Genomic DNA, 14,622 nt, shown 5'->3' on the forward strand with positions numbered 1-14,622 from the left:
GCTTTAATTATGGCAATTAAATATGCAAGAAGAATGGAAGGTTTACAAGGATCTGAAATACGTGAGCTTTTAAAACTTACTCAACAACCACAAATAATATCTTTTGCTGGTGGAATGCCTGCTCCAGAATTATTTCCAGTTGAAGAAATGAAAAAAGTATCAGTTGCAGTGCTTGAAGAAAATGGAAGATCAGCTATGCAATATACTACAACAGAAGGATATGAACCATTAAGAGAGAAAATAGCAGCTAGAATGAATGAGAAAAATCAAACTAATGTAGACAAAGACGATATATTAGTTACAAGTGGTTCTCAACAAGGTCTAGATTTTGCAGGAAAAGTATTTATTGATGAAGGTGATGTAATTTTATGTGAAAGCCCATCTTACATAGGAGCTATAAATGCATTTAAATCTTATCAACCTAAATTCATAGACGTTCCAACTGATTCTGATGGAATGATAATGGAAGAATTAGAAAAAATACTAGAAACAACTGATAGAATAAAAATGATTTACGTAATTCCTGACTTCCAAAATCCAACAGGAAGAACTTGGCCACTTGAAAGACGTAAAAAATTCATGGAAATAGTAAACAAATTTGAAATACCAGTAATAGAAGATAATCCATATGGAGATTTAAGATTTGAAGGAGAATCTTTACCATCTTTAAAATCAATGGATACAAAAGGATTAGTAATATTCTTAGGAACTTTCTCTAAAATATTCTGCCCAGGATACAGATTAGGATGGACTTGTGCTTCTCCAGAAATATTATCTAAATTTAACTTTGCAAAACAAGGTGCAGACTTACAAGCATCAACTATATCTCAAATGGAAGTAAGTAAATTCATGGATATGTATGACTTAGATGCACACGTTGAAAAAATTAAAGCAGTTTATATTAAACGTAGAGATGTAATGCTTAAGACTATGGAAGAAGAATTCCCAGAAGGATTAGTATTTACTCATCCAGAAGGTGGATTATTTACATGGGTAGAGCTTCCAAGTAATTTAAATGCTAAAGAATTAATGCCAAAATGCTTAGAAAAGAATGTTGCTTATGTTGCTGGAGGAGGATTCTTCCCTAATGGTGGTAGAGAAAATACTTTCAGACTTAACTATTCAAATATGCCAGAAGAAAAAATAATAGAAGGTATAAAAAATATAGCATCAGTTTTAAAAGAAGCTATGGGTGTTGAAGCTTAATTAAAAATAATAACTTATATAGATATATTATAGGGGATGGCTATTGCCATCCCTTGTTAATTTAAGAATATATAATTTGCCTTATATTAAACTTTGTCCAAAATTTAAATTGACATAAATGAGAATAAATGATAAAATGTGTAGGTATGAGATTTTAGTCTCATTTCTCTGCTCTAAGAGTGTAGAGCCGTTAAGTCCAAAGGGAGGTGAATTATAGTGAGAAATTATGAATTAGTTTATGTGGTAAAGCCAAACTCTGATGAAGAAGTAAGAGAGGCTATACTAAACAAAGTTAAGGAAGTTGTTGCAACTGACGGAGAAATAGTTAAAGTTGATACTTGGGGAACTAAAAAATTAGCTTATCCAATAGCTAAGTTTACAGAAGGTTTTTACGTATTAGTTAACTTTAAATCAGCAGTAGACGTTCCTAAAGAGATAGACAGAAACTTAAAGATAAATGAAAACGTAATAAGACACATGATAGTTGTTGCTTAATAACTGGTTTTATTATAAAAAATAGGTGGTGTTTTTATGAATCAAGTTGTATTAGTGGGAAGATTAACTAAAGACCCTGAATTAAGATACATCCCAGGTACAGGAACACCAGTGGCATCCTTTACAATAGCCATTGATAGAGACTATGTAAAAAAAGATGGATCTAAAGAAACTGATTTTATACCTGTTGAAGTAATGGGTAAATCTGCTGAATTTTGTGCTAACTACATAACTAAAGGTAGATTAGTTGCATTGCAAGGATCTATAAGAGTAGACAATTATCAGACACAATCAGGTGAAAAGAGAACTTTTACAAAAGTAAGTACTAGATCAGTACAAGCTTTGGATAGTAAGAATAAATCGGAAAATTCATATAGAGAAAGTGCTCCAGCTTTTGAGCCAAGCTTTGAACCTCAAGGTCTAGACCCACAAGGTTTCCAAGCTATAGATGATGACGATATACCATTTTAAAAAGGAGGGAAAAAAGTCATGATGAATAAAAAAAGACGTAAGAAAAAAAGAGTTTGTCAATTCTGTGCTGACAAAAACGCTAAAATAGATTACAAAAGTACTCAAAGATTACAAAAGTATATAACTGAAAGAGGAAAGATATTACCAAGAAGAATATCTGGAACTTGTGCTAAGCATCAAAGAGAATTAACAGTTGCTATAAAAAGAGCGAGAAATATAGCACTTTTACCATATACATTAGACTAAAAAAATGAGCCTTGTGCTCATTTTTTATTATAGGTATTTATATATCTAAATGAAGCGAGCTATAAAGCTCGTTTTTTTGTTTATATACTTAAATATATTATTATTTATGATATAATATTATATATTAAGGAGGGTTGTAAACGTGAAAATAGATAAAGGTTCTGAAATAACGAGAAACATAAAGATAATAGAATGGATGAAAACAGAAATATTAATGAGTGTAAGTGATTTGTTTAACTTATTATTTAAAGGGGTAAAACCTTTAGATGAAGCAATTCAAGATACTCTAGCAAATATAATAATGATAACATATCTCTTAGCAAAGAGATTAGGAATTAGTTTTAGAGATGTGGATTATAAAGTCAAAGAAAAAATAAAAATTGGTATAGATGAAGAGCATAGTGTTGAAAGATGGTATGGAGATTTATCTAATTTAAAAAAACATATGGATAATAGGGAGTGATATTAAATTGAATAATAAAATTAGACTATCTAAAGCAATGCATATAATAGTTTTAGCTATAATAATCGCTTTAGTAATAGCCTATATTCCAATGCTAGGAATGTTTAGTATATTAGCAGCTGTTCCATATGTAATTATAGGTGCTATTACTGATAGAAGGTATTCTTTTATATCTATTTTGATTACATTTTGCGTACTAATTCTATTTGCAGACATTTCTTATGCATTAAATATATGTATAATGTATTCTTTACCAGGTATAGCAATAGGAAAGATGTTAAAGAGAAGTTTTGAACAAGAAGATAGCAATAAATTTGAACCCATATATGGTGGAACAATAATATTTGTACTTTCAATGCTTGTATATTTCTTTGTATTAAAAACATTTTTAAATGTAAATTTATTAGATGAAGTTTCTAAGATGATAGCAGAAATTGTAAACATCCAAAAGAATAGTTTTTCAGCAACTGAACTTAAAATATTTGATAAGATGAAGCCAGATGAGATTGTAAGCTATTTTACAAACATGTTACCAATGATGCTATTTTTACAAGGGTTATTATCAGCATTTGTAACATATTATTTAAGTGTATTTTTTATCAAAAGAATTACAAAGATGGATATAAGATTTCCTAAATTTGCAGATTTTTATTTACCAGGAAATGCTATACTCACAACTTTCTTACTTTATTTGTTAGTCTTATTTATTCAAATTATTGGTTCAAAACTATATACAGAATTAATAATGACTAATTTACAGCTAGTTTTTAATTTAATGTTTGTAATTCAAGGTATAGCAGTTTGTATTTATTTTTTAAAGAAATGGATAAGACAGGGACCAAATAAAATTATGTTTCTTTCAGGGATAATTTTATGTTTATTTGGATTTATGGGAATATCTTTTGTTGGTATGGTAGATAGTATAATTGACTTTAGAAAGGTGAGAAGTTATAAATCCACTTAGGAGGATAGAAATGAGTAATAAACAAACCTTTAAATTAAATATGCCAGAAATAAATTTATATATAATTGTTATTGGTATTTCTAGTATAATTTTGCTTTATTACAACTTGTATGTAGGGTGTTTATTTTTCTGTATTTTTGTATATATGGTTTTTCACAATTGGAGAACAACTAATATTAGACGTCATGAATGGACAGAGTATATTCAAAATTTATCTTTAGACATAGATGAAACAACCAAGAAAGCCATAATAAATCTTCCAATACCACTGTGTATCTTGGAGTTTGATGGAAATATATCGTGGTATAATGGAAAGTTTTATGATATGATTGGTCAAAAAGATTTACTTGATAAAAATATAGAAGAGATAGTTAAAAATCTTAATTTAAGAAAAGTATTGAATGAAAATAAAGAGATGTACACAGAAATAAACTACAAAGAAAAAGAATATACAATAATTTATAATGTTATAAAAAATGATCAAGAAAAGAATCCTAAATATTTGATGATATTATACTGGATAGACAAGACAGAATATTTAAAAGTAAAACAAGATTATGATGACGAAAAAAATGCAATGATGCTAATACAAGTAGATGGATATGATGAAGTATTAAAAAGTGCAGCAGAAGACAAGAGAGCTTTAATTAATGTTGAAGTAGAAAAAATACTTTCTGCTTTAGAATTAAACTCCAATGGTGCATTGAGAAGAACTTCAAAAGATAAATTCTTCTTGGTAATGCATAAAAAAGAGTTAAAGAAATTAGAAACTGAGAAGTTCTCTATTTTAGATACAATAAGACATATTGATTATGGAAATAATCTTCCTGTTACTATAAGTATAGGAATTGGTATAGATGGAGATACATTAAATGAGAACCTAAAACTTGCTACAGGTGCACTTGATTTAGCACTTGGTAGAGGTGGAGACCAAGCCGTTGTAAAAACAAAAGATAAATTTGTATTTTATGGAGGAAAATCTAAAGCTGTAGAAAAGAAAACCAAAGTAAAATCTAGATTGATAGGTCATGCCTTAAGAGAGGTTATACAACAAAGTGACCAAGTTTATATAATGGGACATAAATATCCAGATATGGATGCTATGGGAGCTGCAGTTGGAGTTTATGACATATGTAAATCCTGTAACAAAACAGCAAATATAGTTTTACAATCGGTAAATGAATCTATAGAAATATTTATAAATAAAATAAATGAAAATAATTATTATAAGAAACTATTTATTGGAAAAGAAGATGCTATTGACAACTGTACTAAAAACACGTTAGTCGTGGTAGTTGATACTCATAGACCTAATTATACCGAATGTGAAGAGCTATTAAAGCTATCAGAGAAGATAGTGGTAATAGACCATCATAGAAGAGGTGTGGAATTTATAAATGATGCAGTACTTTTATTCCATGAGATATATGTATCTTCAACCTGTGAAATGGTTACAGAATTAGTTCAATATATGGATGAAGATGTAACAATAAATAAACTAACAGCTGAAGGTCTTTTAGCAGGAATAAGTCTAGATACTAAAAACTTTGCATTCAAAACAGGTGTTAGGACTTTTGAAGCTGCTTCTTATCTTAGAAAAGTTGGAGCAGATACTATTGAGGTCAAAAAATTCTTCAATTCTGATGTGAAAGATTTCATAATAAAAGCTGAAATAATTCAAAGTACTAAAATAATTAACAATAGAATATGCTTAGCATATTCAAGTACAGAGATAGATAGTATAAATGTTATAATAGCTCAAACTGCTGATGAGTTATTAAACATAAAAGAAGTAGAGGCTTCCTTTGTATTAGGTGAAAAAGATGATACGATATTTATAAGTGCGAGGTCTTTAGGACAAATAAATGTACATGTGCTTATGGAGAAATTAGGAGGCGGGGGACATATAGATATAGCTGGAGCACAGTTAAAAGATGTTTCTCTAAAAGAAGCTTATAAGATGGTAAATAAAATAATAGAGGAGTATTTGGAGGAGGAAGAATAGATGAAAGTTATATTATTAAAAGATGTAAAAGGAACTGGTAAAAAAGGGGAAATGAAAGAAGTAAGTGATGGATATGCAAGAAATTTCTTATTTCCTAAAAAGATGGCTGTGCAAGCAGATAATGTAGCAATAAAAGAGTTAAATGAAAAGAATAAGTCTAAAGAGATAAAAGCGAAAAAAGAATATGAAGAAGCTGTTTTATTAGGGAAACAAATGGAAGAAATCAATATAGAAATATACTCAAAAGCAGGAGAAGGTGGAAGACTTTTTGGTTCAATAACTGCTAAAGAGATTGCTGAGCAATTAAAGAAACAAAAAGATATAGATGTAGATAAAAGAAAAATATTATTAGATGAACCAATAAGAACTCTAGGTTCAACTTTTGTAGAAATAAAAATACATCAAAAAGTAACTACTAAAATAAGAGTAGATGTAAAAGAAAAACAGTAATAACTAGAGGTGATAAAGATGGAAGATATGACGAGAATTCCTCCTCATAGTGTAGAATCAGAACAATCAATATTGGGTTCTATACTTCTAGATAAAGATGCTATAATAACAGTTACAGAAACTATAAAGCCTAATGATTTCTATAAAGAGGCTCACAAAATAATATATGAATGTATGATAACTTTAAGTAATAAAGGTGAGCCTATAGACTTGATAACACTGACAGAAGAACTAAGAAAACAAGGGCATCTTAATGATATTGGAGGAATCAGTTATATTACAAGTCTTTCTACTATAGTACCTACGACTTCAAATGTAAAATACTATGCTGACATAGTAAAAGAGAAGTCTGTGCTTAGAAAGCTTATAAAAGCTTCTAATGAAATAATAAATCTAGGATATAGTGGAGCAACTAAAATTGAAGATGTTTTAGAACAAGCTGAAAAGAGCATATTTGATATATCACAGGAGAAAACTAGTGATGATTTTAAATCTATAAACTTAGTTTTGATGGACGCCTATGATATGATAGAAAAATTATACACTAATAAGAGTGATGTAACTGGCATAACTACTGGTTTTAAAGATTTAAATAAAAAAATAAATGGTCTTCAAAGGACTGATTTAATATTAATTGCAGCCAGACCAGCAATGGGTAAAACTGCTTTTTCTTTAAACTTAGTACAAAATGCCGCCTTAAAAGGTGATGCATCTGTAGCTGTGTTTAGTCTAGAGATGTCTAAAGAACAATTAGTACAACGTATGTTATCTTCACAGTCTAGTGTAGAATTAAAAAAGATAAAGACTGGAACACTTAATGATAATGACTGGCCTAGAATTATAGATGCTATGGCAGTGTTGTCAGATGCGAAAATACACATAGATGATACACCTGGTATAAAAATATCAGAATTAAGGTCAAAGTGTAGAAAGTTAAAGATAGAAAAAGGTCTAGATTTAGTGCTTATTGATTATCTTCAACTTATGGAAGGAGAAGGTAATAACGAAAGCAGACAACAAGAAATATCTAAAATATCAAGGTCACTAAAGATACTAGCAAAAGAATTGAACTGTCCTGTTGTGGCATTATCTCAGTTATCACGTGCACCAGAACAAAGAGCAGACCATAGACCAATGTTATCTGACTTAAGAGAATCTGGAGCAATAGAACAGGATGCAGATATAGTCATGTTTTTATATAGGGATGAATATTATCATGCTGATTCTGAGAGTAAAAATATAGGAGAAGTAATAATAGCAAAAAATAGACATGGTGAAACTGGTTCTGTAGAACTAGTTTGGCTTGGTGAAGTTCAACGATTTGGGGATAAGTTGAGAGACCTATAATCTAACGAATATCCACAGAACATCCTTTCTTTCTACAGGAAAAATGTGGATACATGTCACTAAATATGTCTAAACCTTGAAATATAGCTAAAAAATTATCCACAGTATCCACAGATGGCCTGTTGATAAGTGTGAATAAGTAGATAAAGCAAGCTTTTAGCTTGCTTTATCTGTGTATAAATATTAATTATTAGGAGGAATAATATGGAAAAAATAAGCTTAACGTGTATATATCCCAATATAATTAAAGTACTTGATGAAATAAACTTATTTAGAGTAATTGATAATAACCTAAAGGAATCAATTGTTGTCTATGCTAGTATTGTGGATAGTCAATATTATATAAATATGACTAACACAAACTTTGGAAATATAACTAACATATGTAAGTTAGAAAAACTTCTAGATGTGGATAAATTTATGGAAAAAGTTATAAACTATGAAAAAGAAATCATAGAGAAAAATGAATTTTCAAAAATAGAAAAATATCTGTTAAATATTGGAGAACGCTAAAAAAGTTGAAAAAAATACGAATGTTTGATAGAATAAATAAGTAAAGCGTTCGAGAGTATATAAAATATAGAGGTGAATTACATGAAAACAGTTGCAATTGTTGGTTCTCAATGGGGAGATGAAGGTAAAGGTAAAGTTATAGATTATCTTGCTACTCAAGCAGATGTAGTAGTAAGAGGACAAGGTGGAAATAATGCAGGACATACATTAGTTGTAGAAGGTAAGAAGTATGCACTACATTTAATTCCATCTGGAGTATTAAATCCAAAAACAGTGAATATAATAGGAAATGGTATAGTATTTGACCCTAAAGGATTTTTAGAAGAATTGGAAATGTTTAAAGCGGATAATATAAATACAGAAAATATAAAAATAAGCGATAGAGCCCATGTCATATTCCCATATCATAAAGAACTAGATGCATTGTCAGAAGAAGCCAGAGGCGACTTAAAGATAGGTACAACAAAAAAAGGTATTGGACCTTGCTATATGGATAAAACAGAGAGATCTGGAATAAGAATCTGTGATTTAATGGACAAGGAAAAATTTGCTATAAAATTAAAAGCTCAGATAGATGCTAAAAATGAAATAGTTAAGAATATATATGGAAAAGAAGAATTATTTGATTTTGAAACAATATATAATGAATATATCGGATATGCAGAACAAATAAGAAAATACGTTGCAGATACATCAGTTATTGTATATGATGCAGTGAGAGCAGGTAAAAAAGTATTATTTGAAGGAGCACAAGGTACTTTATTAGATTTAGATTTAGGAACATATCCATTTGTTACATCTTCTCACCCAACATCTGGTGGATTTGCAATTGGTGCAGGTATAGGACCAAACATGATAAAAGATGTTGTTGGGATAGTAAAAGCATATACTACAAGAGTTGGAGAAGGTCCATTTGTTACAGAACAAATAAATGAAACTGGTGACAAAATAAGAGAGCAAGGTCATGAATTTGGAGTAACTACTGGTAGACCCAGAAGATGTGGATGGTTTGATGCAGTTATAGTTAAGTATGCAGCTAGGGTTAATGGTTTAACTAGTATCTCATTTATGTTACTAGATGTTTTAACTGGATTTGATAAGATAAAAGTTTGTACATCTTATAAGATGGGTGATAAAATAATAACAGATTTCCCTGCATCATTAGACGACTTAGCAAAATGTGAACCTATATATGAAGAATTAGATGGATGGAATGAAGATATAACTCAAGTAGATAATTTTGATAATCTTCCAGAAAATGCAAAGAAATATATAGCTAAAATAGAAGAGTTGGTCGGAGTAAGTGTAGACATGGTTTCTGTTGGGCCTAATAGAGCTCAAACAATAATAAGAAAAAATATATTTGCTTAATATTTTATTAAACAATTTAAATTGTGAATAATAAGGAAAGAGTATCTTAAGATAATGATTATAGTTATTAGAGATACTCTTTTGTGTTAGATTTGTATTAAGTCTTTATTCAGTTAAAATTATTTATGTATGTTCTATGTGTGATTAAAGTTGAATTTCTGTATTCTAATTACATATTTTATTTAAAATGCTTGTTGAAAATAAGTAGTTCAAAAGGATTATAATTATATGCTAAAAAAAATAAAAAAACTATTGACTAAAAATTGTACAGCAGTTATAATATAACTTGTGAGTGAAAGAAACGACGAAAAAAGTCGAAAAAAATGTGGTCTATTAGCTCAGTCGGTAGAGCACCTGACTTTTAATCAGGGTGTCCCGCGTTCGAGTCGCGGATAGATCACCAAAATGGCTCGTTGGTCAAGAGGTTAAGACACCGCCCTTTCACGGCGGTAACAGGGGTTCAATTCCCCTACGAGTCACCAGTATGGGACTATAGCTCAGCTGGGAGAGCACCTGCCTTACAAGCAGGGGGTCACAGGTTCGATCCCTGTTAGTCCCACCATTTTTGAATTAGAGATAAATACTAGATTATATGCTGGTGTGGCTCAACGGTAGAGCAGCTGACTTGTAATCAGCAGGTTGTAGGTTCGATTCCTATCACCAGCTCCACAAAGTACATAAATTCAAATTAATATAATTTTCTACGTTATAGGATACTTTTAAGTATCTTTTTTTGATTGAAAAATTAAATTTAATTACAATAAAGTATTAAGTTATTTGTAAGGATATAATTTATAAGATTAAAATTTAGAGTATTTTTAGAATAGTATTATATAATCTGCTAAGTTTATAATATTGATAAATTATAAGTAATATAAAGAATTAGATGTATTAAAGATACTTTAGAAATGTACTTATAGTAGAGAGATTAGTTTCTTTAGTATAAGTTTTAAACAGAGAAGCAAGTTTGTCTTACCTCTCTATTTAAAAATAAAAAAATGTTTTTTAAGGGCTACTTTATTTAAATCTTTCCCATCTCAAATCATCACCAGTAAATTCTAAAATCCTAAATTTGTCTAAAATTCTAGAAAGAGTTCTTTGAGTATAAGTATTTCCTATTTGGGATGGTGTTAAGTTGGTTGAGATAATAATTTTTTTACCAGTAACAAGTCTTGTGTTTACAATGTTGAAGATTTCTCCACTAGTAAAAGAGTTATTAAGTTCAGTACCAAGGTCATCTATTATTAATAAATCACAATCAAACAAGTTTTTATAATTATCTTCACTTATCGGATTATTTGTGTCTCTTCTAAATTTATAGTCTTCGAGAATATCTAATATTCTAAAAGAAGTTTGATAAATTACAACATTTCCTTTGTCCAATAATTCCTTTGCAATACAATTGCACATATATGTTTTTCCCAGTCCAGTAGAACCATAAAACAGTAGATTTTCATCATTATCTTCCTTGAAAGCATGAACAAAATTTTCGCAGACACTTAAATTATTTAGCATATTTTCTCTAGGAGATATTTCTCCATCAGAGCCTTTCTTAGGAGAAAATATATTCAAGTTAAAATTCGAAAAATTTTCCTGACTTAAAATCCTGTCTAAATTAGACATTTTATAAGCTTCATTTACAATTTCTTGTTTAAGGCAAGAGCATTTTTCCCCATTAGGTAAAAAACCTTTATCTTTACAAGAAGTACATTGAAACTTTATTTCTAAGTAATCAAGAGGGATATTATTCTCAGCTAAAAGTTCCTCCTTCTTTACTTTTAAAGATTCTATAGTATTTTTAGATTTATTTACAATCTCATCTTTAGATTTAGGATTTAAAAGTACTATTTTAGCTAGACTAAGGCCTATTTTAGAAATCTCATCATCTATAGATTTTATTTCAGGAATTCTATTATATACCTCATTTTTTCTATGTTCTAATAAGAGTTCACTATTATCTCTTCTCTTATCATATTTAGCAAGTATTTTTCTTATTTTATCTTCATTCATTTAATCACCTACTTAAACTTTTCTTTTTGACTTTTTTTAATAATCTCATCGAGTTCATCAGATGTATACTGAGTGAATGTCTCATTGAAATTATGAAACTTAGTTTTCTTGTAAGTATTGTTGTTTTGAGTAGTATTAATCTGCTTCTTATTAATATTCTCCTTAACTATACGTTCTTCCTCTTTTTGCTTTAAATCATTTAAATTTTTTATATTTTTTTCATTCCAATTTTTAATTATACCATTTATATAAGATATACTTGGGTTTGAAATATTTTTAGATTTAGAGCAAGCATTTATTATTAAGTCCATATCCATACCAAATTTATCAAACCAAGTGTCCATAAGTTCTTTTTCTGACTTTGATGGTTGTCTTGAAAATCCTAATTCATTGAAAATAGTTTTGTATAAAATATATCTTTCACTTCTAACTAAAAAGCTATCTTCAACATCTTTTGGTGTATATAAATTTGAATCATACCAATTCCTGATAATACCCTCAATGTATTTAACTGGTTTTGATGTACCAGTTTTATCTTTTACATATTCATAAGCACAAAGTATCATATCAGGACTCATATTGTATTTATTCATTATATCCATGATACTTATCTTTTCACTTGGGTCGAGATAGCGGCCAACTATTTTATTTATGGAATTGAACATTTTTCTAATACTTGGATTTTCAGAAGTAGATACAACTTGGTCTGTATTAGATTTTATAGATGAATTATTACCTAATATATTCTCAATATAGAAATTTTTTAAATCTAAAAATTCTATTGAATAATTAAAATTATCATATTCTCCATTGTCATGTATTTTTATAATCTTCTTTTCCTCCCAAAATTTCCAAGCAGATAACACATCAGACAAAGGTATATTTAGGTTTTTGGCTATTGAATTATTGTCGAACTTAGGATTAGAAGTAATATCACATGCTTGTCTATAGCCTAAAAGATAAACTTTTACGTATAACCCGTCCGCCATTGGCATAAATATATCTATAAAGATATTGGGAATAGTGATTTCACCTAAATCTATTTCATTGCTTTCTTTGAAAAACATTTTATCACCTCAGATTAAATTATATCATTTTTTATATTATATTTGTCTGTAAACAAATAAAAGGTCGCAAGATTAGCATGTAAATATTTTCTAGAAAGATTCATTTTGAAAGGGAGGAGATATTTTGGTTATAAAATTCAACCAAAAAGTAAGAAGAACATTATCAGTAGCAATTTTATTTATGGTATTAATAATAGGTTGCTTTATAGAAAAGGATGACAGTTTAGAAGCGTATAAAGAAAAAACTAATTCAAAGATAAATCAATATAATATGGATGTTATATTTGATGATGAAACGAAGAGGCTAATGTGTAATCAGAATGTTGAGTACATAAATAATACAAAATCAAACATGGATAAAATATATTTTCATATATATCCAAATGCTTTTTCAAAAAAAGAGTTTGCTCCTTTTGAAAAAGAGGAAATGACAAAAGCTTATCCTAATGGGTTTAATGAAGGGTACATAGATATAAAGAATATATTAAATAGGAATAGTAAAATGGAGTATAAGATTAAAGGGGATAAAAATGATATATTAGAAATAGAATTAGGGAAAGAATTAAAACCGAATGAAAGAATATCATTAGATATAAAATATAATGTAAAAATACCAAATTCAGTTGGAAGATTTGGATATGGGGAAAATACTATAAACGTTACTAACTGGTTTCCTATAGTTTGTGTTAATGATGAAAGAGGTTGGAATCTAAAGAGTTATGAAACAATTGGTGACCCATTCTATAGTGAGACTAGCGATTTTCATGTGAAACTATTAATTCCAAATAAGTATAAGATTGCTCACACAGGAAAACTTATTAATGACAAACATGACAATAAAAAGATGCTATATGAAATAGAAGCTGAAAGTGTTAGGGATTTCGCATTTATATTAAGTAGTAAATTTGATGTGACTAAGGTAGATTCAAAAGGAATAGCAATTAATACATACAATTTAAATAAAAAACTTTCTAAAAAAGCAACTGAAGTGGCAAAAGATTCAATAGATATATTTAGTGAATTATTTGGGAAATATCCATATAAAGAATACTCTGTCGTAGCGAGTGACTTTTTTATAGGTGGGATGGAATATCCTATGCTCGTTATGATAGACCAAAGCTTATATAATGAGAAAAATGAATTTCTACTTGAATATGTTATTGCCCATGAGACAGCACATCAATGGTGGTATTCTGCTGTTGGAAATGATGAAATAAGTGAACCTTGGTTAGATGAAGCACTTACTGAATATTCTACAATAGTGTATTTTGAGCAAAAATATGGTAAAGAGATGGCAAATAAACTTCTAAAAACTATGGAGATACAGACAAAGAGTTATTTGAGTGAGAATATATTTAAACCAGCAAATGAGTATAAAAATTCTACTGAATATAGCTTGAATGTTTATACAAAAGGTGCAATAGCGTTTAATGAAGTGAGAAAAGAAGTTGGTGATAAAGTATTCTTTGAGACTTTAAATGAATACTATAATAAATATAAACATAAAAATGCTAATGGAAGGGCTTTTGTGGAGATATGGAGCAATAAAGGGGTAGATATAAATAAGATTATAAGTGAATACAAGTAAATTTTGTATAGGGAATGTTTCAAAATAAGAATTTGGAGCATTTCCTTTTTTATGTAAAGAACAGAAAAATAGAAATGGAGGTTCTTAAGAACCTCTAGTCTACAGGAGAATTGTTCTTAAAAAAAGAAAAGTATCATGTCTAATTGTTGTTTCAAAATAAGTATTATATCATTATACTTTATTTGAGTGCATATTTACCTTATAGCTACAACAATAGTTTTTTATTTAGCAGAGTTTATATGACTTGTACTATTCCAAAATTTTTTTCATCATCATAGTATCTATACTGATTTTCTTCATTTCTAAATGATGGCTCTAAGATATCTTATTTATCGTAATAGTGTAGAGCTTTTACAGTTAAACCAGATATTTTAGAAAACTGACTTACTCTATACATAATTACCTCCTTTGATTTTAATTGTAAAC

At 28.8% G+C, this 14,622-nt stretch carries 14 protein-coding genes and 4 tRNA genes; 16 read left to right on the forward strand and 2 right to left on the reverse strand.

Annotated features, from left to right (window positions below; genetic code table 11):
• The first annotated feature begins 9 nt into the window (after positions 1–9).
• From Q3223_RS12855 to Q3223_RS12925, 15 genes are all read left to right on the forward strand, one after another.
• The gene (locus Q3223_RS12855) at positions 10–1,206 is read left to right on the forward strand and encodes a PLP-dependent aminotransferase family protein (protein WP_054272080.1); all 1,197 of its coding nucleotides are present in this window, start codon (positions 10–12) and stop codon (positions 1,204–1,206) included.
• 216 nt (positions 1,207–1,422) lie between these two features.
• Entirely contained in the window at positions 1,423–1,701 is a 279-nt protein-coding gene (rpsF, locus tag Q3223_RS12860; protein WP_003420522.1) for a 30S ribosomal protein S6, read from the forward strand.
• Between the two features lie 36 nt (positions 1,702–1,737).
• Complete coding sequence (locus Q3223_RS12865) at positions 1,738–2,172, forward strand: single-stranded DNA-binding protein (protein ID WP_021386628.1); 435 nt, start codon at positions 1,738–1,740, stop codon at positions 2,170–2,172.
• 18 nt (positions 2,173–2,190) lie between these two features.
• On the forward strand, positions 2,191–2,418 hold the full coding sequence (gene rpsR, locus Q3223_RS12870) for a 30S ribosomal protein S18 (protein WP_003420527.1): 228 nt from the start codon (positions 2,191–2,193) through the stop codon (positions 2,416–2,418).
• Positions 2,419–2,560: 142 nt separating this feature from the next.
• Positions 2,561–2,881, forward strand: coding sequence for a MazG-like family protein (locus Q3223_RS12875; protein ID WP_054272079.1), 321 nt, complete (start codon positions 2,561–2,563; stop codon positions 2,879–2,881).
• Positions 2,882–2,888: 7 nt separating this feature from the next.
• The gene (locus Q3223_RS12880) at positions 2,889–3,845 is read left to right on the forward strand and encodes a YybS family protein (RefSeq protein ID WP_054272078.1); all 957 of its coding nucleotides are present in this window, start codon (positions 2,889–2,891) and stop codon (positions 3,843–3,845) included.
• Positions 3,846–3,855: 10 nt separating this feature from the next.
• Entirely contained in the window at positions 3,856–5,850 is a 1,995-nt protein-coding gene (locus tag Q3223_RS12885; RefSeq protein ID WP_054272077.1) for a DHH family phosphoesterase, read from the forward strand.
• The gene (rplI, locus tag Q3223_RS12890; RefSeq protein ID WP_054272076.1) at positions 5,851–6,300 is read left to right on the forward strand and encodes a 50S ribosomal protein L9; all 450 of its coding nucleotides are present in this window, start codon (positions 5,851–5,853) and stop codon (positions 6,298–6,300) included.
• An 18-nt stretch (positions 6,301–6,318) separates the two neighbouring features.
• Positions 6,319–7,647, forward strand: a complete 1,329-nt coding sequence (gene dnaB / locus Q3223_RS12895) for a replicative DNA helicase (protein ID WP_054272075.1) — start codon at positions 6,319–6,321, stop codon at positions 7,645–7,647.
• 204 nt (positions 7,648–7,851) lie between these two features.
• The gene (locus Q3223_RS12900; RefSeq protein ID WP_231301228.1) at positions 7,852–8,160 is read left to right on the forward strand and encodes a hypothetical protein; all 309 of its coding nucleotides are present in this window, start codon (positions 7,852–7,854) and stop codon (positions 8,158–8,160) included.
• 81 nt (positions 8,161–8,241) lie between these two features.
• Positions 8,242–9,531, forward strand: coding sequence for an adenylosuccinate synthase (locus Q3223_RS12905; protein WP_074179470.1), 1,290 nt, complete (start codon positions 8,242–8,244; stop codon positions 9,529–9,531).
• Between the two features lie 327 nt (positions 9,532–9,858).
• Positions 9,859–9,934: transfer RNA gene (locus Q3223_RS12910), tRNA-Lys, on the forward strand.
• Positions 9,935–9,938: 4 nt separating this feature from the next.
• A tRNA-Glu gene (locus Q3223_RS12915) sits at positions 9,939–10,013 on the forward strand.
• Positions 10,014–10,017: 4 nt separating this feature from the next.
• Positions 10,018–10,093 (forward strand) — tRNA-Val (locus tag Q3223_RS12920).
• Positions 10,094–10,125: 32 nt separating this feature from the next.
• Positions 10,126–10,200, forward strand: a tRNA-Thr gene (locus Q3223_RS12925).
• 348 nt (positions 10,201–10,548) lie between these two features.
• Here the strand turns inward: Q3223_RS12925 and Q3223_RS12930 are convergent.
• Together Q3223_RS12930 and Q3223_RS12935 are read right to left on the reverse strand one after the other, a co-directional pair.
• On the reverse strand, positions 10,549–11,541 hold the full coding sequence (locus Q3223_RS12930; RefSeq protein ID WP_167640163.1) for an ATP-binding protein: 993 nt from the start codon (positions 11,539–11,541) through the stop codon (positions 10,549–10,551).
• Positions 11,542–11,549: 8 nt separating this feature from the next.
• Positions 11,550–12,608 (reverse strand): DnaD domain protein, encoded by a 1,059-nt coding sequence (locus Q3223_RS12935; RefSeq protein ID WP_054272071.1) that lies wholly within the window; start codon positions 12,606–12,608, stop codon positions 11,550–11,552.
• 124 nt (positions 12,609–12,732) lie between these two features.
• On the opposite strand from Q3223_RS12935, the gene Q3223_RS12940 reads away from it, so the two are divergent.
• On the forward strand, positions 12,733–14,196 hold the full coding sequence (locus tag Q3223_RS12940) for a M1 family metallopeptidase (RefSeq protein WP_054272070.1): 1,464 nt from the start codon (positions 12,733–12,735) through the stop codon (positions 14,194–14,196).
• Positions 14,197–14,622: the final 426 nt, after the last annotated feature.

Origin of the sequence: Clostridioides sp. GD02367 (assembly GCF_045900275.1) — a bacterium.
In the GTDB taxonomy this organism is placed as follows: Bacteria; Bacillota; Clostridia; order Peptostreptococcales; family Peptostreptococcaceae; genus Clostridioides; species Clostridioides difficile_A.